This is a genomic window from Rhodobium orientis (assembly GCF_003258835.1).
Classification (GTDB): Bacteria; Pseudomonadota; Alphaproteobacteria; order Rhizobiales; family Rhodobiaceae; genus Rhodobium; species Rhodobium orientis.
Genome location: NZ_NPEV01000043.1, coordinates 19,184 through 41,179 on the forward strand (window position 1 = coordinate 19,184; position 21,996 = coordinate 41,179).

Consider the following 21,996-nt stretch of genomic DNA (forward strand, 5'->3'; position numbering starts at 1 on the left):
GACACGGTGCAACAGATAAATTCACCGGAGCAGATCGAACCCACTCTCCCTTGGGCGATCCCCGCGCGATGCTGCGCTGACCAGCGACACGGCCGACCGTCGTCGCTCCAAGGATCCTCACCACCCGAACCGTTGTGAGCGTCATGCGGCAAGCATCGTCCCCTTCGCGGCACCAGAAGAAGATTCTGATCTACAGCCACGACACCTTCGGCCTCGGGCACCTGAGGCGGTGCCGGGCGATCGCGCACGCCCTCGTCGGGGCGTTCTCCGACCTGTCGGTGCTGATCCTGTCCGGCTCGCCGATCATCGGCAGTTTCGACTTCCGGGCCCGGGTCGACTTCGTGCGCATTCCCGGCGTCATCAAGCTGAGGAGCGGCGAGTACACCTCGCTCGGCCTGCACATCGACATCGAGCAGACGCTGGCGATGCGCGCCTCGATCATCGAGCAGACGGCAAAGGCGTTCGATCCGGACATCTTCATCGTCGACAAGGAGCCGCTCGGGCTGCATGGCGAGGTGGAGGCGACGCTGCAGGTGCTGGCGGAGCGCGGCACGCGGCTCGTCCTTGGCCTGCGCGATGTGCTCGACGACCCGGACATCATGCGCGAGGAGTGGCAGCGCAAGAACGTGCTGCCGGCGCTGGAAACACTCTATGACGAGATCTGGACCTACGGCCTGCCGCAGATCCACGACCCGCTCGCCGGGCTCGACCTGCCGCCAAAGGTCCTCGACAAGGTCTGCTTCACCGGCTATCTGCGCCGCACCCTGCCGACCAACCGGCCGACCACGGAGCCGATGCCGTTCGGCGACGACCCGTTCGTTCTCGTCACTCCAGGCGGCGGCGGCGACGGCGTAGAGCTCGTCGACTGGGTGATGCGCACCTACGAGGCGAGGGTCGAGCCGCTCTACCCGGCTCTCGTCCTCCTCGGCCCGTTCATGGCTCCGGAACACCAGGCCGCCTTCATGGAGCGCGCGGCCAGCCTGCGCGACGTCCATATCCGCAAGTTCACGCCGAATATCGAGGACTATCTCGACCAGGCGATGGCGATCGTCGGCATGGGCGGCTACAACACGTTCTGCGAGATCCTGTCCTTCGACAAGCCGACGCTGATCGTGCCGCGCGTGGTGCCGCGGCGCGAACAGGCGATCCGCGCCGACAAGGCCGAGGAGTGCGGTCTCGTCAAGGTGCTGGCGATCGACGACTATCCGGACGTGCCGCTGATGACCGAGGCGCTCGTCGCCCTGCCGAAGCAGCCGCCGCCGTCGACCGCCGGCTTTTCCGGGCTGCTCGACGGCCATCTGACGATCACCCGGCGGGTCGCGGACATCCTCGGCGAAGGCCGCACGCCCCCGGGGACCGGAACGAGACCGGACGCGGCGCCCGCGCCGCTCGTGGCCGCCGGCAGCTAGGCCTTTTCGCGAGAAACCCGATGTCCCGTGTCGCCGTCGTCCTCAAGGGCTATCCGCGCCTTTCGGAGACCTTCATCGCCCAGGAGATCCGCGAGCTGGAAAAGCGCGGGCTCGACCAGATCATCGTCTCCCTGCGCCATCCCACTGACCCGCACCTGCACGACATCCACCGGGAGATCGAGGCGCCGGTCGTCTACCTGCCGGAGTACCTGAAGGACGATCCGGCAAGGGTTCGCGCGGCGCGGACTTGGGCCGACGGCCAGCCGGGGACGGCTGCCGCGCGGGCGGTGTTCGAGCGCGACCTTGCCCGCGACCGCAGTGCCAGCCGGCATCGGCGCTGGGGCCAGGCGCTGGTGCTGGCGCACGAGCTGCCGGCGGACGTTACCCGCCTGCACAGCCATTTCCTGCACACGCCGGCGTCCGTCACCCGCTATGCGGCGATGATCCGCGGCCTTCCCTGGTCGTTCTCCGCCCACGCCAAGGACATCTGGACGCTTGAGGAATGGGAGCTGTCGGAAAAGATCGCCAGCGCCGACTGGGGCGCCACCTGCACCCGCTTCAACGCGGATTTCCTCAACGCCCTTGCCGACCGGCCGGGCAAGGTCGATCTCGTCTATCACGGCCTTGATCTTTCCCGGTTCCCGGCCAGTGTTCCCGCCCGGTCCGACCGCGACGGCAGCGCGGACAAGCCGGTGCGCATCCTTTCCGTCGGACGGGCAGTTGAGAAAAAAGGTTATGACGATCTCCTGAAGGCCCTCTCAAGGTTGCCGACCGATTTCCACTGGACGTTCACCCATATCGGCGGCGGCGCGCTGTCGAAGAAACTCATGTCGCTCGGCGAGAAGCTCGGCGTTGCCGACCGGGTGACCTGGAAAGGCGCGCAACCGCGCTCCGAGGTGATCGATGCGGCCAGGAACGTTGATCTCTTCGTGCTCGCCAGCCGGATCACCAAGTCCGGCGACCGGGACGGGCTGCCGAACGTGCTGATGGAGGCGCAGCTCATGGGCGTCGCCGCCATCGGCACCGCCGTCTCGGCGATCCCGGAGCTGATCCTTGACGGCGAGACGGGCTTGCTGACGCCGGAGCACGATCCGGCCGCGCTTGCCGAGGCGATTGTCGCCCTCGGGCGCGATCCGGCACGCCGGGCGACGCTGGCCAAGGCTGGGCGCGAACGGGTGCGGCGGCATTTTTCCACCGAGCCCGGCATCGACCACCTCGCCCGCCGCTTCGGCCTTGAAGAGCGCCAGCGGCCGGCGGCGGAGTGAGGTCCGGTGCGGATCGCCTTCTACGCGCCGATGAAGCCGCCGGACCACGAAACGCCGTCCGGCGACCGGCTGATTGCGCGGCTTTTGATGCGCGCGCTCGGCGAGGCCGGGCACCAGGTTTTCCTCGCCAGCCGGTTCCGGTCCTGGGTGCAAGAACCGAAGGCGCTTGAGGGCCTCGCGGAAGAGGCAGAAGCCGAAGCGGCGCGACTCATCGCCCACTTCGAAAAGACCGAAAAACCCGACCTTTTCCTCACCTATCACCTCTACCACAAGGCGCCGGACTGGATCGGGCCACGCGTCGCCGATGCGCTCGCCATTCCCTACGCGGTGATCGAGGCGAGCCGGGCGCAGAAGCGCGCGACCGGCCCTTGGGCCTCCGGCTTTGCCGCCGCCGATGACGCGCTTTGCCGCGCCGATGCGGTGGCGGCCCTGCACGAGGCGGACGCGGAGGGGCTCAGACCCGTCGTCGGCGACCGGCTGGAGATCATCCCGCCCTTCCTCGATACCGCGCCCTTCGCCGCCGTCGCCGGGGACCGCACGCCGAACGACCCGCCGGTGATCGTCACCGCCGCGATGATGCGGCAAGGCAACAAGGCGGACTCCTATCGGCTCCTCGCCGAGGCATTGTCGCGCCTCAAGCACAGGCCCTGGCGCCATGTCATTGCCGGCGACGGGCCGGAGCGCGATGCCCTCCTGCCGCTGTTCGATCCGCAGCGCACCGACTATCTGGGCCGCCTCAAACCGGAAGACATGCCGGCGCTTTACGCAAGCGGCGACATCTTCGCCTGGCCGGCGGTGACGGAGCCCTTCGGCATGGTGTTCCTGGAGGCCCAGGCGACAGGGCTCGCCGTCGTTGCCGGCGCCGCGCGGGGCGTTCCGGATATCGTCGCGGATGGGGCCACCGGCCTCCTCGTCCCGCCCGGCGACGTAGCCGCCTTTGCCGCCGCGCTTGACGATCTGCTTGCCAGTGCGGAAAAACGACAGGCCATGGGCCGGGCGGCGGCTGCCCACGCGGCGGAACACCATGACATCGCCCAGGCGGTCCCGGCGCTCGATACCCTCCTCTCCCATGCCCGGCGCCACCACGCGGCGCGCAGTTGAAGTCAAAGAGGCGATCTTGAAAGCCCTCATCTACGTCCAGCATCTTCTCGGCACCGGCCATGCGGTGCGCGCCGCGGCGATTGCACGGGCGCTCGGCGCGCGCGGCGTCGACGCCCTGTTCGTCAGCGGCAACGCCCTGCCGCCAACGCTCTCGCTCGACGGCGTCTCGATCCTGGAGCTGCCGCACGCCCGCGCGGCCGATACCAGCTTCCAGACCATCCTCGGCGGCGACGGCGCGCCCATCGACGCGGCCTGGAAGGCGATGCGCGCCGACCGCCTGCTCACCGCCTTTCGCGACCATTCGCCGGACATCCTCCTCACCGAGACCTACCCGTTCGGCCGAAAAAAATTCGCCTTCGAGCTAAATCCGCTTCTGGACGCCGCCCACGCCGAGGGACGTCCGCTGATCGCCACCTCGATCCGCGATATCCTCGTCAGGAAGGACGACCCGGCGAAGGAACAGCGGATGGCGGAGGTCGCCCGCGACCGCTACGACCTCATCCTCATCCATGCCGACGGCGATATCGTCCGGCTGAAGGATTCCTTTCCGTTCGCGGACGAGGTCGAGCCCCTTGTGCGCTACACCGGCTACGTCCATGAGCCCCGGTCTGCCGTGGCGCCGGCCGGCGACGGCATCGACGAGGTCATCGTCTCCTGCGGCGGCGGCGCCGTCGGCGGCGATCTCTTGCAGGCCGCGCTCGGCGCGCGGGCGCTGTCGCAAAAAGCCGGGGACGCGACCTGGCGGCTCCTCGTCGGCCACAGCCACGGCGCGGAGACGTTGGAACGGCTGGCGGCAGGCGCACCCGAGGGCATCGTCGTGGAGCGCGCCAGGCCCGATTTTCCCGAACTCCTGAAGCGCGCGCGGCTGTCGGTCAGCCAGGCCGGTTACAATACGACCATCGACATCCTCGTCGCCGGGGTCCCGGCCGTCTTCGTGCCGTTCAAGGCGGGAGGCGAGACCGAGCAGACCCAGCGCGCCGAACTCCTTGCCGCGCGCGGATTGGCCGAAGTTGTGGCGGAGGAGGATCTGACGCCGCAAAGCCTTGCCGCCGCAGTCGACGCGGCGCTTGCGCGTCCGCCGGCGCGGCTTGAGGTCGATCTCGGCGGGGCGGCGACCAGCGCCGACATCCTGATTGCCGAAGCGGAGAAGCGATGAGCGTCGACGAGCAAGGCTTTGTCGCCCTTGTGACCGACCGGCTCGACAAGGCCGCGGCGGCGGGCACGCGCTTGTCGTTCTGGTGGCGGGACGACGACGCCGTCGCGCCCTCGCCTGCCCTCGACCGGCTCTTGGCATTGCGGGCGCGCTACGGCGTTCCGCTGGCGCTTGCGGTGATCCCGGAAGGGGCGGCGGCGGCGCTTGCCGAGCGCCTTGCGTCGGAGCCCGCCGTCGCTGTCCTGCAGCATGGCTGGGCGCACGCCAACCATCAGCCCGATGGCGAGAAGAACGCCGAACTCGGCAACGCGCGGCCGGCGGACGAGGTGCTCGCCGAACTCGCGCGAGGGCGGGAAAGGCTTTTCGGGCTCTTCGACGATCGGCTCCGGCCGGTATTGGTGCCGCCCTGGAACCGGATCGCGCGTGAGGTCGCCGACCGCATCCCGGAGGTCGGGCTCATCGGGCTATCGGCGTTTGCCGAAGCCGACGGCCGGCCGCACCTTGTCAACACTCACCTCGACCCGGTCGCCTGGAAGACGACGCGCAGCTTTTCCGGCTGGGACGACGCAGCGGCGACCATCGCGCCCGAGTTCGACCGACGCATCGCCGGCGATGCCGAGCCCTTCGGCCTCCTCACCCACCACCTCGCCCATGACGAGGCGCTGTGGCATTTCGTGGAGGTTTTCCTGGAGGTGGTGGCAAGGCACCCGGCGGTCGCTTGGCCGGACCTCGATAGGCTCTTCGGGCTTTGACGCGTCGGGATTGAGCCTGCGGGCTGTCATTGCGAGTGAGCGGAGCGAGCGCGGCAATCCAGGGCCGCACGCTCAGAGCCTGCCGCTCTGGATCGCCGCGTCGGCCTGCGGCCTTCTCGCGATGACGGCAGAGTTTGCGGCTATTCCGCCAGCAATAAACCTCTCTGGAAAATCACCCCTTCTTGCGCACCAGCAGCATGCCGTCGCCGAGGGGCAGCATGGAGACGTCGACGCGGGGGTCGTCGTGGGCGGTCTTTGCCAGGGTCCGAATGCCGTTGGTGGATTTCTTCCGGTCGTCCGGGTCGGCGACCGAGCCGCCCCAGAACATGTTGTCGGCGACGATGAGCCCGCCGGGCTTCAACAGCCCCAGGACCATCTCGTAATAGGCGGGATATTTCTGCTTGTTGGCGTCGATATAGGCCATGTCGAAGCTCTCCGACCGCCCCTCGCCCGCCAGCGCGGTGAGCGTGTCGGAGGCATCGCCGAGGCGCAGGTCGATGCGGCCCTCGACGCCTGCCTCCTGCCAGTAGGGCCGGCCGATGGCGGCGAACTGGTCGACCAGGTCGAGGGTGACGATCTCGGCGTCTTCCGGCATCGTCAGCGCCATCCACAGTGCGGTGTAGCCGGTGAAGGTGCCGACTTCCAGGAACGAGCGGGCGCCGGAAATCAGCGCCAGCATCGACAGGAACTGGCCCTGCTCGGGTGCGCTCGCCCAGCTTGCCTCACCGAGCTTCAGGGTTTCTTCGCGCAGGCGCCGGACGATCTCCGGCTCGCGGACGCCGTTGGCGAGGAGATAGTCCTGCATGGGCCCGGAAAGGCCGTGGGAGCGTGCCGTCATGTTCTTTGTCCGATGATTGGAGGGGTCCGCGCCATATAAGGCGCCGGAACCGCTACTTGTAGGGATCGGCGGCGTCGCGCAGGCCGTCGCCCATGAAGTTGAAGGCCAGCACCACGATGATCACTGGCAGCACCGGCGCCATCAGCCAGGGATAGATCGTCACCACCGAGATGTTCTGCGCCTCGTTGAGGAGCACGCCCCAGGAGACGGCGGGCCGCCGGAGCCCGAGGTCGAGATAGGAGAGCGCCGTCTCGCCGAGGATCATGGTCGGGATGGAGAGCGTCGCGCTGGCGATGATGTGGCTGGAAAAGCCCGGCAGCAGGTGGCGGCGGATGATGCGCGAGGGTTTGGCGCCCATATAGACCGCGGCCTTGGCGTATTCCTCCTCGCGGAGCGCCAGCAGCTTGGAGCGCACGGCGCGGGCAAGGCCCGGCCAGTCGAGGAGACCGAGGATGACGGTGATGCCGACATAGACCCAGAACGGGCTCCAGGTGACCGGCAGCGCGGCCGAGAGCGCCATCCATAGCGGCAGTTCGGGCAGCGCGTTCATGATCTCGATGACGCGCTGGATGGCGGAATCGATAATCCCGCCGAAGAAGCCGGCGATGCCGCCGATGATGAGGCCGAGGACGATCGAGATGGCAACGCCGATGAGGCCGACGGTGAGCGACAGGCGGGCGCCATAGACGAGGCCGGAGAACATGTCGCGGCCGAGGCGGTCGGTGCCGAGGAGATAGACCGTGCCGCGCTCGGCCGGACAGAACAAGTGGAACCGCGCCTCGAAAAGGTCCCAGAACCGGTAGGGCGCGCCGGAGCAGAAGAAGCGCAGGGGCTGCACGTCATTGTCGTTGACGTCGTAGTCCCATTTCAGGAGCTCCAGGTTCACCCGTGCCGTGGTGCCGTAGACGAAGGGACCGACGAAGCTGCCCTCGTGAAAGAAATGCACCATCTGCGGCGGTGCGTAGAGGTGGTCGTTGTCGCGGTGATGGGCCGGATAGGGCGCGATCGCCTCGGCAAAGGGTACCGACATGTAGAACAGGACGAGCAGGAAGGCCGAGGCGACGGCGATGCGGTGGCGGCGGAACTTCCACCACATGATCCGCCATTGCGAGGCCTGGTAGAAGCGCTCCTGATCCGGCGTCAGCGCCTCGGCGACCAGCGGGTCGAACGCCGCGGCGTCAACGTAGTGGCCCCCGGTTCCCTCCTTCTCGTGCATCTAGTGTCCTTTCGCGCCGAAGCGGATGCGCGGGTCGAGGATGCCGAGCAGGATGTCGGAGACCAGCATGCCGACCAGCGTCAGGATGGCGACGAAGAGGAGGATGAAGCCGGAGAGGAACTGGTCCTGGGAGCGCAGGGCATCGAGGAGGACCGGGCCGACCGTCGGCAGGTTGAGGACGACGGAGACGATGACCGAGCCGGAGACCAGCGATGGGATCAGATTGCCGATGTCGGCGATGAACGGGTTGATCGCCATCCGCAGCGGATATTTCACCAGGAGCCGGTTTTCCGACAGGCCCTTGGCGCGCGCCGTCGTCACATACTGCTTGTGCAGTTCGTCGAGGAGGTTGGCGCGCAATCTCCGGATCATGCCGGCGGTACCGGCGGTGCCGATGACGACGGTCGGCACGATCAGGTGGCTCAGCACCGAGCCGATCTTCCCCATGCTCCAGGGCTGGCCGATATAGTCCGGGTCCATCAGCCCGCCGATGGAGAGCCCGAACCAGCGGTTGGAGAAATACAGAAGGATCAGGCCGAGCAGGAAGTTCGGCGTCGCCAGCCCGATATAGCCGAGGAAGGTGAAGCCGTAGTCGCCCCAGCTATATTGCCGCGTCGCCGAATAGATGCCGATCGGAAAGGCGACGATATAGACGAAGAGGACGGTGGCGAAATTGAGCACTACGGTCAGCGGCAGGGCCGGCCCGACCACCTCGGCGACCGGCTTGTCATACTCGAACGACCAGCCCCAGTTGCCCTCAAGGAGGCCATTGAAGCCGTTCGGGCCCGGCCAGGCGCCGATCCAGATCAGGTAGCGCTCGAAGAACGGCCGGTCGAGGGCGAATTCGGAGCGCAGGTATTCGACCTTGGCGATGGAGGCTTCCTCGCCGAGGGCCTTCAGTTGGGCGATCTGGTTGGAGAGATAGTCGCCGGGCGGCAGTTCGATGATGAAGAAGGTGAGGAGGCTGATGACCGCGAGTGTCGGGATCATCGTCAGAATGCGACGGACGATGTAACTCAGCATTCCGGGCTAGTCCCTTTCGGCGGTCTTTTTGGCATCGTCGATCCAGAAGGCGTCCATGCGGTGGATGCCATACTGGGCGCCGGGATCCCAGCCGTAAATCCCTTCCTCGGGAACATTTCTGAGGCGTTCTGAGACGACAACCGGCTGGCGCGCCATGGTGACGATGCCGATGTTGAAAACCTGGTCGGCATGGATTTGCAGCATCCGCTCCCAGATCGCCTGGCGCTCCTCGTGCGAGGTGGAATGGCGCCAGAGGACGTACTCTTCGATGAGCTCGCGGGCCGGCGGATAGTCGACCGCCTCGCCTTCCCGTCCCTGGCTTTCGTGATAGGCGCCCCAGGCCGACCAATTGAAGGATTCCAGCGTGGTCGGGGCGAAATCGGCGGGCGGCATCTCGGCCGTCGGCACGCCGTTGTCGTAGCCGGACGAAATGCCCATGACGAGCTGTCCGGCGAGCGCGCGGTTGCGTACCACGTCGCGCTGGGACGGCTTGACGAAGATCTTGACGCCGATGTCCGTGAGGGTCTCACGCACCAGTTCCAGGGCGTCGATCTCGGCCTGGCTCTCGCCGGCGCTCTCCACGATGATCTCCAACGGCCGGCCGTCCGGCAGCAGGCGGATGCCGTCGCCGCGGCGCTCCGTCAGGCCGATCTCGTCGAGGAGTTCGTTGGCAACGACAGGGTCATAGTGCGCCCAGGCAGTCTGGTAGTACTCTTCGAAGAGCGGGCTCATCGGCAGGACCGTGTTGTTGCCCTCCGTGGCGAAGCCGAAATAGAGCACGCGGTTGATCATCCGCCGGTCGATGCCGAGCGACAGCGCGCGGCGGAACCGAACGTCGCGGTTGAGCTTGCGCCAGACCGGGTCCTTGACCGTCAGATTGGGATAGAGGACGAGCTGGGCGCCCTTGGAGATCGGCCACAGGCGCGTGTCGTAGCCGGCGGTCTTCTCGCCGCTCTTTAAGACGGTGATGTCGGAAAAGGCAAGGTCGCGGGCCTGCAGCATGGATTCGCCGGCCTGGGCCTTGGCCGGGATCAGCCGGCCGTTGGCGACGGAAATGATCACCCGGTCGATATAGGGAAGCTGGCGGCCGGCCGGATCGACCCGGTGGTAATAGGGATTGCGGACCATGATGAAGCGCCGGTCGGACGGCGCCTTGGTCGGCACCCAGGGCTGCAGGCTCGGCAGGTCCGGATTGTTGGCCCGGTACATCTCGTCCTTGCCGTTGAAGAGCGCCGCCCAGTTGCGGGCGTTGATCTCCTCGACCTTTTTCCTGAGCTCTTCGGGATCGGCATAGCGGACGTGGAACTGCTTCAGGTAATGGGCCGGACGGTAGATGAAGGGCGGGCGGGCCTGGGCAAGGGTCGGCAGGAACACCGCGTTGACGCCCTTCCAGGTGAAGCGGACGGTCACCTCGTCGATGACCTCGAACTCCGGCAGCGCGTCGTCGACGCGCATGAAGGTGGCCGGACCGTTCGGGTTGAGTTTCGGATTGTTGGCGACGTCCTCCCACCAGAAGCGGAAGTCCTCGGCCGTGAAGGGCGCTCCATCCGACCATTTGTGGCCGGGCCTGAGGTGGAAGGTGAAGATCCGCCCCTCCTCCACGTCGACGCTCTGAAGGATGTCGGGCACGAGTTCGAAGCTGGTGTTGTAGCCGACGAGGCGGGCATAGCCCCAGACATTGATGAGGCGGATGTCCTTGGCGCGACCGATGATGGTGTCGAGGTCACCGCCATGGCGGCCGAGAGTCTGCTTGGTGGCGGCGAAATCGGCAACGAGAGGCACATCCGGCAGGCGCTCGGCGACCGGCGGCAAGTCGACATCGCCATGGGTGCGGGCAAGGGTCGGCGTCTCGACATAGTCAAGCGCCGCCGCCGGGCCGGCGCCGATGCCGACGGCGAGCGCCGCCGCGGCGAGCGCGGCATGGATCCGCATTGCCAAAGCCATCAGACGGCCTCCTTCAGGGCGCTGTCGCCCGCAAGCCCCGGCGCGCAGACCAGGTGGCCGGGGCGCATCTCCACCAGCGCCGGATAGGTGCCGTCCTCGATGCGGAACGGCTCCGGCCAGGCGCCCGGATCGGACGCGCGCGAGGCCGAGAGCGCGGAGAAATCGAGCAGATGGTCGAGGCTCGGCTCAGGCACGGCGGCAAGCAGCGCTTTGGTGTAGGGGTGGATCGGATCGTCGATGACCGCCCGGCAGCCGGCGACCTCGACCAGCCGTCCCTTGCACATCACCGCGATGCGGTCGGCGATGTAGTCGACGACGGCAAGGTTGTGGCTGACGAAGAGATAGGTGAGGCCGAGGTCGGCCTTCAGGTCGCGCAGAAGGTTGAGGATCTGGGCCTGGACCGAGACGTCGAGGGCGGAGACCGGCTCGTCGCACAGGATCAGTTCCGGCTGCAGGGCGAGCGCCCTGGCGATGCCGATGCGCTGGCGCTGGCCGCCGGAAAAGGAGTGGGGATAGCGGCGCAGGAAGCGCGGATCGAGACCGACGATGCGCATCAGCTCGCGGACCCGTTCGGCGCGCTCCGCCGGCGTGCCGACGCGATGTATCAGGAGCGGTTCCGACAGGCACTCGTTGACCGTCATGCGCGGGTTCAGCGAGGAGAACGGATCCTGGAAGATGAGCTGGACGCGGCGCCGGTAGTCCATCAGGTCGTCGCCGGCGAGCCCGGTCACGTCCTCCATGCCGTCGCCGCGGTCATAGGCGATCGTGCCGCCGTCGATGTCGATGCCGCGCAGCACCGCCTTGGCCGTCGTCGTCTTGCCGGAGCCGGATTCGCCGACCAGGCCGAGGCATTCGCCGCGATGCACGGTAAGGCTGACCCGGTCGAGGGCGCGCACGATCCGGCGCTCGCCGCCCAACCAGCCGCTCTTGCGCAGGAAGAAGGTCTTTTCCACGTCCTTCAGGACGAGCAGCGGCGCGCCGGTCGCGACGTGGTGGCGATCGGAACAGGCCGGCGGATTGACGTCGGTGTCGGTGGAGATCGGGCGGATCGGCACCAGCCGCTCGTCGGCCGTCATCTGGAAGCGGGGCACGGCGGCGAGCAGGGCCTTCAGATAGGGGTGCTGCGGATCGCGGAACATCGCCTCGGCCGGGCCGCTCTCCATGATCCGGCCGTGATAGATCACCACCACCTCGTCGGCCATGTTGGCGACGACGCCGAAATCGTGGGTGATCATCAGCACCGACATGTCGAGCTCGGACTGCATCTCGCGGATGAGCTTCAGGATCTCCGCCTGGATGGTGACGTCGAGGGCGGTGGTCGGCTCGTCGGCGATCAAGAGCGCCGGCCGGCAGACCAGCGCCATGGCGATCATCGCCCGCTGGCGCAAGCCCCCGGAGAGCTCGAACGGGAAGGTGTCGAGGGCGCGCGCCGGATCGGGGAACCGCACCAGCCGCAGCATCTCCAGCGTGACCTCGCGGGCCTCGGGACCCGACCGGCCGCGGTGCAGACGCACCGCCTCGGAAATCTGGTTGCCGATGGTGTGGAGCGGCGACAGCGAGGTCATCGGCTCCTGGAAGATGATGGCGATGCGGTCGCCCCGAATCGCGCGCATCCTGGCGCCAGCAGGATCGAGGGAGGCGATGTCGATGCCGCCCTCGTCGGCGCCGGGCTCGCGAAAGATGATCGAGCCGGCGGTGATGCGGGCGTTGTCGGGAAGCAAGCCCATGATGGCCTGGGAGATCACGGTCTTGCCGGAGCCGGACTCGCCGACCAGCGCCACCGTCTTCTTGTGGGGAACGCTGAGCGAGACGTCGTCGACGACCGTCTTGCGGCCGTCCGCGCCTTCGAACGCGACCGAAAGACCGTCGATTGAAACGACGTTCACGCTACCCCTCCTGACGGCGCCGCTCCCGGACACCCTGCTGCCGGCGCGGACTTTGCGGCCCCGGACCGGCACCGGCGATTATAATTAAGCACCGAAAACGCGAAAGCTTTTCCGTTATGGGAGAGCGCTTTTTTTGCCGGCCCGGCGACGCGCCTCGCCTTGGGCGCTTGTCCGGGCGGCCGTTGCACGCCACGATATGCCCGGCATGCAAGAGTGCCATCCGCCCGTCGGGGAGGACGGGCGCTTCCAAGGCCAATAAGACGGACAAGCACCCATGATGTGGAACACAGTGTTACGACATGCCGTTCTGGCGCTGCTGGTCGGCGGATTTTGCGTCATCGGCACGGCTCACGAAGGCCAGGCGCGAAGCCCGATGGCGCTCGGCGCCAGCGAGGCGGCCATCGCGCCGCTCGTCCGCGACAACATCATCAGGGTTCACCGGTGCCACCGGCGCTGCCGCTTCCGCTACGCCCGTCGTTGGGGCCGGCGCGTCTTTCATCGCCATGTGGGACCCTATTGCCGCCCGGTGCGCTGCGGCCAGCGGTTCCAGCGGCGCCCTCCGGGCTGGCGGCGGCGCGGCTGCGTGGCGATCGGCGGCGGCGTGTGGATCTGCCCGTAGGCGGCCTGCACCCTTACGGCCGGTCTGCGGCAAGGTCGACGGCCTTGCCGCCTTTCTTCGCCTCTGGCGGGGCCTCGGTGCTGCGATCTGCGGCCGCGCCCGGCCGGAGGTCGGTTTCCGGCGTTGCCGGATCGATCGAATAAAGGTCCACCGGCGTCATCCGCCCCCGCAACAGGCGGCTCCCCGCGAAAGTCGAACGGGGCGCGACGGAGAGGGCCGTGACCGTATCGGCGCTCGCCAGGATCGCGACCTCGGCCTCGGGTGCGAGCACCTTTCCCTCCGCCTCGATGCGCTGGCAGACATTCACGTTGTCGCCGACGATGGTGTAGTTGACCCGCTCATAGGTGCCGATATTGCCGACGATGACCGGGCCGGTGTGGATGCCGATCCTCAGCCTCAGGACCGGGTCGCCGCGGGCCGCGGACTCCTCGTTCTCGGCCCGCAGCGCGCGGCCGATGGCGATGGCCGTCCTGACCGCCGCATCGGCGTGGCTGTCGAGCTGGTCCGGGGCGCCCCAGAAGGCGAGCATGCCGTCGCCGAGGAACTTGTCGACGGTGCCGCCTTCCGCCTCCACGCAGGCGACGAGGATCTGGAAGTGGCGGTTGAGCAGCGCCGCGGTCTCCTGGACGCTCAGCGATTCCGACAGGGTGGTGAAGCCGACGATGTCGGAGAACATGATCGTCAGCGTCGCCTCGCGCGACCGCGTCGTCTCGGCCATGCCGCTCCTGACCAGCTTGGCGACCAGCGAACGCGGCACATAGGTGGTGAAGGCGCGCAGACCCTCCAGCATCCTGTTAAACGCGCTCGCCGTCGTATCGATCTCGCGAATGCGGCTCGGCGGCAGGTCGTCGACGTCCTCGATGTCGAGATTGGCGATGCGCGAGGCCTGCAGGGAGACCCGCGCCAGCGGCCGGGCAACGCGCCGGGCGAGCCAGAACGACAAAAGCACAGCGACGACAAGGGCGCCGAGCCCGACCATCGCGCTGCCCCACAGGCGCCGGATCTCGCTGGAGATGTCGCTGCCGGAAAGGTGCATGCCGATGGTCCAGTCCTGCGGGCCGAAACCGGCAAGCTGCGACGTCAGGATGATCACCGGCGGACCCGGCCCGGCGCCGTCCCGGCCGTCCTCCACATCGAACTCGGCGATGGTGATACCGGCCTTGTGCGTTTTCGGAAAGCCGTCGATCGGCTCCCAGCGGTCGCGGGAGGCGAGAACGTCGTCGCCGGCCCGTGCCGGATCGACCGTCGGGTGGCCGTCGTCGCGTAAGGAATCGAGGTTGAGGGCGGCGGCGTCCGAATGGGCGATCAGCCGGCCGTTGCCGTCGAGGATGAAGGCGGTGGCGCCGGCCACGGCCAGCTCTCGGGTCAGCTCCGACAGCCGCTCGGTGGAGATCGCGGCAACGAGATAGCCGTCGATCCTGCCGCCGCGTTCCAGCGGCGCGGCGATGCTGGTGTAGACCGTGTGGGCGGAGGGAATGTAGAGGAGATCGGTCCACCGAGTCCCGTCATCCGCCTTGATGCCTCGCAGCTTGGCGATGACCTTCTTGCTGAGCGGAGCCCGGTCGCTGATCCGCCGGATCGTGCCGTCGGTGTCGCGGATAACGCCGGACCAGTTGAGCTCGGGGCCGTAGACGAGGACGACGTCGACGCCCGGACGGCCGATCAGCGCGCCCATCAGGATCGACTGCATGGAGGCGCCGCCGATGGTCAGGTCCGAGTCGCGGTAGAGTTTGGCAAGGCGGGTGACGGCCTGGCGCGAGGGATCGAGATGGCGGCTGAGGCCGTCCTCGAAGGCGCGCATCAGGAGCACCGCCTTGTCATCGAGCAGCGAGACCGTGTTGCGGTAGTTGGAGAGAACCGCGACCGTCAGGCCGGCGGAGACGGCGACGGCGATCAGGCTGCCGAACACCACAGACAGCAGCACCGCCATGCGGACCGACCGGGGCCGGCGATCCTTTTTCTTCCTCACCCGTCTCATGGCCGCAAGTATAGCTTGCCTCACAGCCATGCTCACGTGAAAGCGGCGTAAGGTTTACGGGTCGCGTGGTCGCTACCGGCCGACGACGACGCCCTTGGCGAGGAGCCGGTTGACGGTCTCGGCGTCGAACCCGGCATCGGTGAGGATGTCGAGCGTATCCTCGCCGAGGCGCGGGGCGGCGCGGTCGGCCGCCATCTGCGCATCGCCGAAGACGATGGGAAGGCGGACGGAGGGAACCGTGCCGCCCTCGGCATCGGGCGCCGGCAGATCGCAGCGCATTTCGCGCGCGATCACCTGGGGGTCGGCAAAGACGTCGGCGACGCTGTTGATCGGGCCCGCCGGGACTGTGGCCTTTTCCAGCTCTGACAAAAGCGCGTCACGCGCGAAGGTGCGGGTCCGCTCGGTGAGGAGTGCGATCAGGTCGGCGCGGTTGGCGACACGGTCCGCATTGGTGCGGTAGGCGGGATCGGCGGCGAGTTCGGCAACGCCAAGGACGGCGCAGAGCCGGGCGAACTGACCGTCATTGCCGACGGCGATGATGAGGTGGCCGTCGCTCGCCGGAAACACCTGATAGGGCACGATGTTGGGATGGGCGTTGCCCATGCGTTTCGGCGCATTGCCGGAAACGAGGTAGTTGAGCGCCTGGTTGGCGAGCACGCCGACCTGGACGTCGAGGAGGCTCATGTCGATCTGCTGGCCGCGACCGGTGGCGTCGCGCTGCCTCAGCGCCGCCTGGATGCCGATGGTCGCATAGAGCCCGGTGAAAAGATCGGCGAAGGCAACGCCCGTCTTCATCGGCTCGCCGTCGGGATTACCAGTCAGGTCCATGATGCCGCCCATGCCCTGGATCATGAAGTCGTAGCCGGCGCGGGCCGCATAGGGCCCGGTCTGGCCGAAGCCGGTGATGGAGCAATAGACGAGGCGCGGATTGGCATCCTTGAGGCTGTCGTAGTCGAGGCCGTATTTCTTCAGGCCGCCGAGCTTGAAGTTCTCGATGACGACATCGGCGCCGGCGATCAGCTTTCTCACGATCGCCTGGCCTTCGGCGTCGCGGAAATTGATGCCGATGGAGCGCTTGTTGCGGTTGCAGGCGTGGAAATAGGCGGCGTCGAGCTTTTCGCCGTCCGCGCCGGTCACGAAGGGCGGACCCCAGGTGCGGGTGTCGTCGCCGGCCGGGCTCTCCACCTTGATGACATCGGCGCCGAGATCGGCCAGCGTCTGGCCGGCCCAGGGACCGGCGAGGATGCGGGCCAGTTCGACGACCTTCACCCCGGCAAGCGGCGCGGTCATGGGCGGGCCTTTCGGCCGCGGCGGTCGATCGGACGTTGCAGTGTCATGCCGTGCCGCCCGCCCGGGCCCTTTGCCAGTAGGGTTCCATGCGGGCAAGGCTCTCCGCCGACCAGACGTCCTTGTGGCGATAGAACTCCGGGAACTGCGGAACGCCCTCCGGGATCGGCACCCAGGCCTGTTTGCTTGACGTGAAGATGTGGACGTCGGGCGGGGCGAGGTCCGGATCGTCGAGGGTGCCGACGCGCACGAAGCGGCAGGCGGAAAGGCGCCCGCCGGTATAGGTGCTCCACACATGGGTGGCGCAGTCCGGACAGAAGAAGGCCGTATGGCAGGTGCCGGGGAAATGGAAGCTGGAAACCGTGCCGGAGGTCAGTTCCACGGCATCGGCTTCCACCAGCGCGTTCATGACGAAGGCGCTGCCGCTGATGCACTGGCACTGGTGGCAGTGGCAGGCATGGACGATGAGCGGCTTCTTCAGCATGCGGTAGCGCACGTTGCCGCAATGGCAGCCGCCCTCGCAAAAGACCTCGTCGGCCATCGATCCCTCCCCGCGGTCAGCCGTTGCGCATGGCGGCCGTCGCCGCGCCCATGCCGACGAGGCAGGAAGCCCCTGCCCGGTTCAGCCAGCGCAGCACGGAAGGCTTCGTCATACGCCTGCGGAGTTGGTCGCCGAGCACCGCATAGGCGCCCGCATTGACGGCGGCAAGCCCCACGAAGGTGGCCTCAAGCACGACGAGTTGCGGCAGCAGCGGCGCATCGTGGGTGATGAATTGCGGCACGAAGGCGATGAAGAAGGCAATGCTCTTGGGGTTGAGCGCCGTGACGGCAAAGGCGTGGGTGAAGGCGCCCGTGAGCGGCACCGGCGGGGCGTCCTCCGCACCAAGAGCCGGGAGCCGCGCATCAGCGCGCCACAGCTTGATGCCGAGATAGACGAGATAGGCCGCGCCGATCCATTTCATGACGGTGAACAGCGTTGCCGAAGCCAGCATAACGGCGCCGAGCCCCGCCATCGACACCGTCATGGCGACGAAATCGCCGAGCGCGACGCCGGCGACCATGGCCAGCGCCACGCGCCGGCCCTGGCCGAGGGCATAGGCGACGACGAGCAGCACCGTCGGCCCCGGCAGGATCAGGATCACGGTCGCGGCGGCAACGAAGGTAAGCCAGATTTCAACGGTCATCAGAGCATCTCCGATTTGCCCTAGACGGGCTGCTCAGCAGAAGGCCTGGATGCCGGTCTGGGAGCGGCCGAGAATGAGCGCGTGGATATCGTGGGTGCCCTCATAGGTGTTGACCGTCTCCAGATTCACCATGTGGCGGATGACATGGTACTCCTCCGAGATGCCGTTGCCGCCGTGCATGTCGCGGGCGGTGCGGGCGATGTCGAGGGCCTTGCCGCAATTGTTGCGCTTGATCAGCGACACCATCTCCGGCGCCGTCCTGCCCTCGTCGAACAGCCGCGCCACGCGCAGGCAGGACTGCAGGCCGATGGCGATCTCGGTCTGCATGTCGGCGAGCTTCTTCTGGACGAGCTGGTTGGCGGCGAGCGGCCGGCCGAACTGCTTGCGCTCCATGGTGTAGTCGCGGGCGGCGTGCCAGCAGGCCTCGGCCGCGCCCATGGCGCCCCAGGCAATGCCATAGCGGGCGCGGTTGAGACAGCCGAAGGGGCCCTTGAGGCCGGCAACGTTCGGCAGCAGCGCGTCTTCGGGAACGACGACGCCGTCCATGACGATCTCGCCGGTCACAGAAGCGCGCAGCGAGATCTTGCCCTCGATCTTGGGCGCCGACAGGCCCTTCATGCCCTTTTCCAGGACGAAGCCGCGGATGGCGCCGTCATGGGCGTCGGACTTCGCCCAGACGACGAAGACGTCGGCGACGGGCGAGTTGGAGATCCACATCTTGGTGCCGGTAAGCCGATAGCCGTCGGCGACCTTTTCGGCGCGGGTGCGCATGCCGCCGGGATCGGAGCCGTGGTCGGGCTCGGTCAGGCCGAAGCAGCCGATCCACTCGCCGGTGGCGAGCTTCGGCAGGTATTTGCGGCGCTGCTCCTCGCTGCCGTAGGCATGGATCGGGTGCATGACGAGGGACGACTGCACGCTCATTGCCGAGCGGTAGCCGGAATCGACGCGCTCGATCTCGCGGGCGACGAGCCCGTAGATGGCGTAGCTGGCGCCGGCGCAGCCATACTCCTCGGGGAGCGTGGAGCCAAGGAAGCCGAGGTCTCCCATCTCCGTCATGATTTCCGGATCGAAGCGTTCCTCGCGGAAGGCGGAGACGACGCGCGGCTGGAGCTTTTCCTGGGCGTAGGCGCGGGCCGCCTCCATCACCAGGCGCTCGTCCTCTTCCAGATCCTGCTCCAGAAGGAAGGGGTCGTCCCACTGGAAGCGCCCGCCGCCGGACGGCGATCCCTTGGCGCTCAATGCGGCTGCCGCATCGGACATTGATCAACTCCCACGCTGTTGATGGCCTGGCCTCGCCGGGCGCCGGAACGGGTTCCGACCGGGGGCCTTAAATGAAGCGGAAAACACCCCTATCATGGATCAAATGCCGGTGCCAGCAAGGCGGAACGAAGCGTCCTTGCGGCGCGTTGCGATTGCGACACCGGAGCGGTAACAAGCCTTGCCGCTTTACCGGGCCGGCAAAGTCGCGTAACCGGCAAACAATGGATCCCCGCGCCGGGGCGCCCGCCCGACGCGAAAAATCGAACGGAATGACAAGCGTGAAGAACGAAACCGCCAGCGCCGTGCGCCTCGCCGACTACCGCCCGCCGGAATATCTCATCGACACCATCTCGCTCACCATCGCCCTCGATCCGACCGAGACGCGGGTGACGGCGGAGATGGCGATCCGGCGCAACAACGGCACGCCGCGCAATGCCCCGCTGCGGCTCGACGGCGACGAGTTGAGCCTGCAATCGGTGCGGATCGACGGCAAGCGGCTTTCCGGGGACGCCTATCACGCGACGCCCGACCTTTTGACCATCACCGCGCCGCCGGAGGGCGCCTTCACGCTCACCGTGGAAACTCTCGTCGACCCGACGGCCAACACCCAGCTCATGGGTCTCTACCGCTCCAGCGGCAATTACTGCACCCAGTGCGAGGCGGAGGGGTTCCGCCGCATCACCTATTTCCTCGACCGCCCGGACGTGCTCGCCGTCTACACGACCCGCATCGAGGCGAAAAAGGACGACGCGCCGATCCTGCTCGCCAACGGCAATTTGACGGATTCCGGCGATCTGCCGGACGGCCGGCACTATGCGGTCTGGAACGATCCGTTCCCCAAGCCCTCTTATCTGTTCGCCATGGTCGCCGGCAGCCTCGGCGTGGTGGAAGATGAGTTCACGACGCAGTCGGGCCGCAAGGTGGACCTGAAGATTTATGTAGAGCCCGGCAAGGAGCCACGCTGCGCCTACGCCATGGACGCGCTGAAGCGCTCCATGACCTGGGACGAGGAGGCGTTCGGGCGCGAATACGACCTCGACATTTTCATGATCGTCGCCGTTTCCGACTTCAACATGGGGGCGATGGAGAACAAGGGCCTCAACGTCTTCAACGACCGCTATATCCTCGCCGATCCGCAGACCGCCACCGACCAGGACTACGCCAATATCGAGGCGGTGATCGCGCATGAATATTTCCACAACTGGACCGGCAACCGGATCACCTGCCGCGACTGGTTCCAGCTTTGCCTGAAGGAAGGGCTGACCGTCTTCCGCGACCAGGAGTTCTCCTCCGACCAGCGCTCGCGCGCGGTCAAGCGGATCAGCGACGTCAGGCTCCTGAAGAGCCATCAGTTCGCCGAGGATGCGGGGCCCCTCGCCCACCCCGTGCGCCCGAACACCTACAAGGAAATCAACAACTTCTATACGGCCACCGTCTACGAGAAGGGGGCGGAGCTGATCCGCATGCTGAAAACCCTTCTGGGACCGGAGGGGTTCCGGGCCGGCATGGACCTTTATTTCGAACTCCATGACGGCGAGGCCGTGACGGTGGAGGATTTCCTTGCCGCCTTTGCGGACGCCACCGGCACCGACCTTTCCCAGTTCATGCTGTGGTACGAGCAGGCCGGCACGCCGGCGCTCGCCGTCACCTCCGCCTTCGATGCAACGGCTGAAAAGCTCACCCTGACCTTCGAGCAGTCGTGCCCGCCGACGCCGGGCCAGCCGGTCAAGAAGCCGATGCATATCCCGGTGCGGTTCGGCCTCGTCGGCCCGGATGGCCAGGACCTCTCCTACGGCGCGGTCGCCGGTGCCACCGTGACTGGCGACACCATCCATGTGGTCGACGAGCGGCACCGGGTCACCTTTTCCGGCGTCAAGGCGCCGCCGGTGCCGTCGCTGCTGCGCGGCTTTTCCGCCCCGGTGAAGCTGGTCGGCGGGCTCACCACCGGCGAGTTCGGGTTCCTTGCCGGCCATGACAGCGACCCCTTCAACCGCTGGCAGGCGATCCAGAACCTCGCCATGGGCCTTTTGACCGAGACGACCGCCGCCGCCCATGCCGGCAAGCCGGTCCCGAGCGACGACAGCTTCCTCGATGCCATGGGCGCCATCGCCAGCGACACCGGCCTCGACCCGGCGTTCCGGGCGCTTGCGCTGCAGCTTCCCGGCGAGACGGACATCGCCCGCGACATCGGCGAGGACGTCGATCCGGACGCCATCGCGACCGCTCGCAATGCGCTGCGCTCGGCCATCGGCACGGCGCTCGGCGATATCTTCCGCTCGCTTTATGACACCCTTGCCGACAGCGGCCCCTATTCCCCCGATGCGGATGCCGCCGGACGGCGGGCCCTGCGCAACGTCGCCCTCGACTACCTGCTCGCTGCCGGCGGCGAAGCGGCCGAGGCGCGCGCGCGCGATCACTACTTCGGTGCCGACAACATGACCGACCGGCTGGCGGCGATGACCTCGCTCGTCCACGCCGCGGCGCCGGCCGCCAGGGAGGCGCTGACCGATTTCCACGACCGGTTCGCCGGCGATCCCCTCGTCATCGACAAGTGGTTCGCCGTCCAGGCCGCGGCGCCCTTTGCCGGGACGCTGTCAAAGGTCGAGGAGCTCACCACCCATACGGCGTTCTCCTGGTCCAATCCGAACCGGGTGCGCTCGCTGATCGGCGTCTTTGCCACCGGCAACCCGACCCAGTTCAACCGGGCCGACGGCGCCGGCTTCGAGTTCATTGCCAACGCGGTTTTGAAGCTCGATCGCTCCAACCCGCAGGTTGCGGCGCGGCTGCTCTCGGCATTCCGCTCCTGGCGGGCACTGGAGCCCGAAAGACGGGAGCGGGCGGAGGCCGCGCTGCGGCAGGTCGCTGCGACCACGCCGCTGTCGGCCGATGTTCAAGATATTGTGTCCCGCTCTCTCGATTAGGCACAACATCTATCCATTGTTCTTGTCCACGCAAAGCAGAAACCGGGCCGGTTTCGCCCCGTTTCTGCCGCCGGCCGACAATAGCCAGCGGATACCAAGTATCTGCGACACTTTTTTTTAATCCGACTCTGGACAAGGCGAGTCGCGTCGATTCAAATGA

At 67.3% G+C, this 21,996-nt stretch carries 17 protein-coding genes; 7 read left to right on the top strand and 10 right to left on the bottom strand.

Annotation, left to right across the window (positions count from 1 at the left end):
* Window positions 1-143 precede the first annotated feature (143 nt).
* The 5 genes from CH339_RS17390 to CH339_RS17410 are packed head-to-tail and all read left to right on the top strand — an operon-like array spanning window position 144 to window position 5,680.
* Window positions 144-1,409, top strand: coding sequence for a glycosyltransferase family protein (locus CH339_RS17390; protein WP_111435648.1), 1,266 nt, complete (start codon window positions 144-146; stop codon window positions 1,407-1,409).
* A 20-nt stretch (window positions 1,410-1,429) separates the two neighbouring features.
* Window positions 1,430-2,674 carry a glycosyltransferase family 4 protein gene (locus CH339_RS17395; RefSeq protein ID WP_111435649.1) on the top strand — a complete coding sequence of 415 codons (1,245 nt, stop codon included), beginning with the start codon at window positions 1,430-1,432 and terminating at the stop codon, window positions 2,672-2,674.
* Between the two features lie 6 nt (window positions 2,675-2,680).
* Entirely contained in the window at window positions 2,681-3,775 is a 1,095-nt protein-coding gene (locus tag CH339_RS17400; protein ID WP_111435650.1) for a glycosyltransferase family 4 protein, read from the top strand.
* 16 nt (window positions 3,776-3,791) lie between these two features.
* On the top strand, window positions 3,792-4,931 hold the full coding sequence (locus CH339_RS17405; RefSeq protein ID WP_201240863.1) for a glycosyltransferase family protein: 1,140 nt from the start codon (window positions 3,792-3,794) through the stop codon (window positions 4,929-4,931).
* Complete coding sequence (locus CH339_RS17410; protein ID WP_111435652.1) at window positions 4,928-5,680, top strand: polysaccharide deacetylase family protein; 753 nt, start codon at window positions 4,928-4,930, stop codon at window positions 5,678-5,680. The genes CH339_RS17405 and CH339_RS17410 overlap by 4 nt, the downstream gene beginning before the upstream one ends.
* 172 nt (window positions 5,681-5,852) lie before the next feature.
* Here CH339_RS17410 and CH339_RS17415 read toward each other — a convergent pair whose 3' ends face one another.
* From CH339_RS17415 to CH339_RS17435, 5 genes are read right to left on the bottom strand one after another with little or no spacing between them, the layout of a single operon-like run.
* Entirely contained in the window at window positions 5,853-6,518 is a 666-nt protein-coding gene (locus CH339_RS17415) for an O-methyltransferase (protein WP_111435653.1), read from the bottom strand.
* 52 nt (window positions 6,519-6,570) lie between these two features.
* Entirely contained in the window at window positions 6,571-7,734 is a 1,164-nt protein-coding gene (locus CH339_RS17420) for an ABC transporter permease (RefSeq protein ID WP_111435654.1), read from the bottom strand.
* Window positions 7,735-8,757 (bottom strand): ABC transporter permease, encoded by a 1,023-nt coding sequence (locus CH339_RS17425; RefSeq protein WP_111435655.1) that lies wholly within the window; start codon window positions 8,755-8,757, stop codon window positions 7,735-7,737.
* Window positions 8,758-8,763: 6 nt separating this feature from the next.
* Window positions 8,764-10,701 carry an ABC transporter substrate-binding protein gene (locus CH339_RS17430; RefSeq protein ID WP_111435656.1) on the bottom strand — a complete coding sequence of 646 codons (1,938 nt, stop codon included), beginning with the start codon at window positions 10,699-10,701 and terminating at the stop codon, window positions 8,764-8,766.
* A complete protein-coding gene (locus tag CH339_RS17435) occupies window positions 10,701-12,587 on the bottom strand; it encodes an ABC transporter ATP-binding protein (RefSeq protein WP_111435657.1) in 1,887 nt (628 codons plus the stop codon). Before CH339_RS17435 ends, CH339_RS17430 begins: the two co-directional genes overlap by 1 nt.
* Before the next feature lie 274 nt (window positions 12,588-12,861).
* On the opposite strand from CH339_RS17435, the gene CH339_RS17440 reads away from it, so the two are divergent.
* A complete protein-coding gene (locus CH339_RS17440; RefSeq protein ID WP_146610223.1) occupies window positions 12,862-13,206 on the top strand; it encodes a hypothetical protein in 345 nt (114 codons plus the stop codon).
* 13 nt (window positions 13,207-13,219) lie between these two features.
* On the opposite strand, the gene CH339_RS17445 is transcribed toward CH339_RS17440, so the two are convergent.
* The 5 genes from CH339_RS17445 to CH339_RS17465 all read right to left on the bottom strand — a co-directional run bounded on the left by CH339_RS17445 (window position 13,220) and on the right by CH339_RS17465 (window position 18,915).
* Window positions 13,220-15,136 (bottom strand): adenylate/guanylate cyclase domain-containing protein, encoded by a 1,917-nt coding sequence (locus tag CH339_RS17445; RefSeq protein ID WP_170138568.1) that lies wholly within the window; start codon window positions 15,134-15,136, stop codon window positions 13,220-13,222.
* A 120-nt stretch (window positions 15,137-15,256) separates the two neighbouring features.
* Window positions 15,257-16,474, bottom strand: a complete 1,218-nt coding sequence (locus tag CH339_RS17450; protein WP_111435660.1) for a CaiB/BaiF CoA transferase family protein — start codon at window positions 16,472-16,474, stop codon at window positions 15,257-15,259.
* A 43-nt stretch (window positions 16,475-16,517) separates the two neighbouring features.
* Window positions 16,518-17,012, bottom strand: coding sequence for a GFA family protein (locus CH339_RS17455; protein ID WP_111435661.1), 495 nt, complete (start codon window positions 17,010-17,012; stop codon window positions 16,518-16,520).
* Between the two features lie 16 nt (window positions 17,013-17,028).
* Entirely contained in the window at window positions 17,029-17,655 is a 627-nt protein-coding gene (locus CH339_RS17460; RefSeq protein WP_111435662.1) for a LysE family translocator, read from the bottom strand.
* A 33-nt stretch (window positions 17,656-17,688) separates the two neighbouring features.
* Window positions 17,689-18,915 carry an acyl-CoA dehydrogenase gene (locus CH339_RS17465; RefSeq protein WP_111435663.1) on the bottom strand — a complete coding sequence of 409 codons (1,227 nt, stop codon included), beginning with the start codon at window positions 18,913-18,915 and terminating at the stop codon, window positions 17,689-17,691.
* Between the two features lie 278 nt (window positions 18,916-19,193).
* Between CH339_RS17465 and pepN the strand changes: the two genes are divergently transcribed.
* Window positions 19,194-21,836: an aminopeptidase N gene (pepN, locus tag CH339_RS17470; protein ID WP_245408163.1), complete on the top strand. Its 2,643-nt coding sequence runs from the start codon at window positions 19,194-19,196 to the stop codon at window positions 21,834-21,836.
* Window positions 21,837-21,996 lie beyond the last annotated feature (160 nt).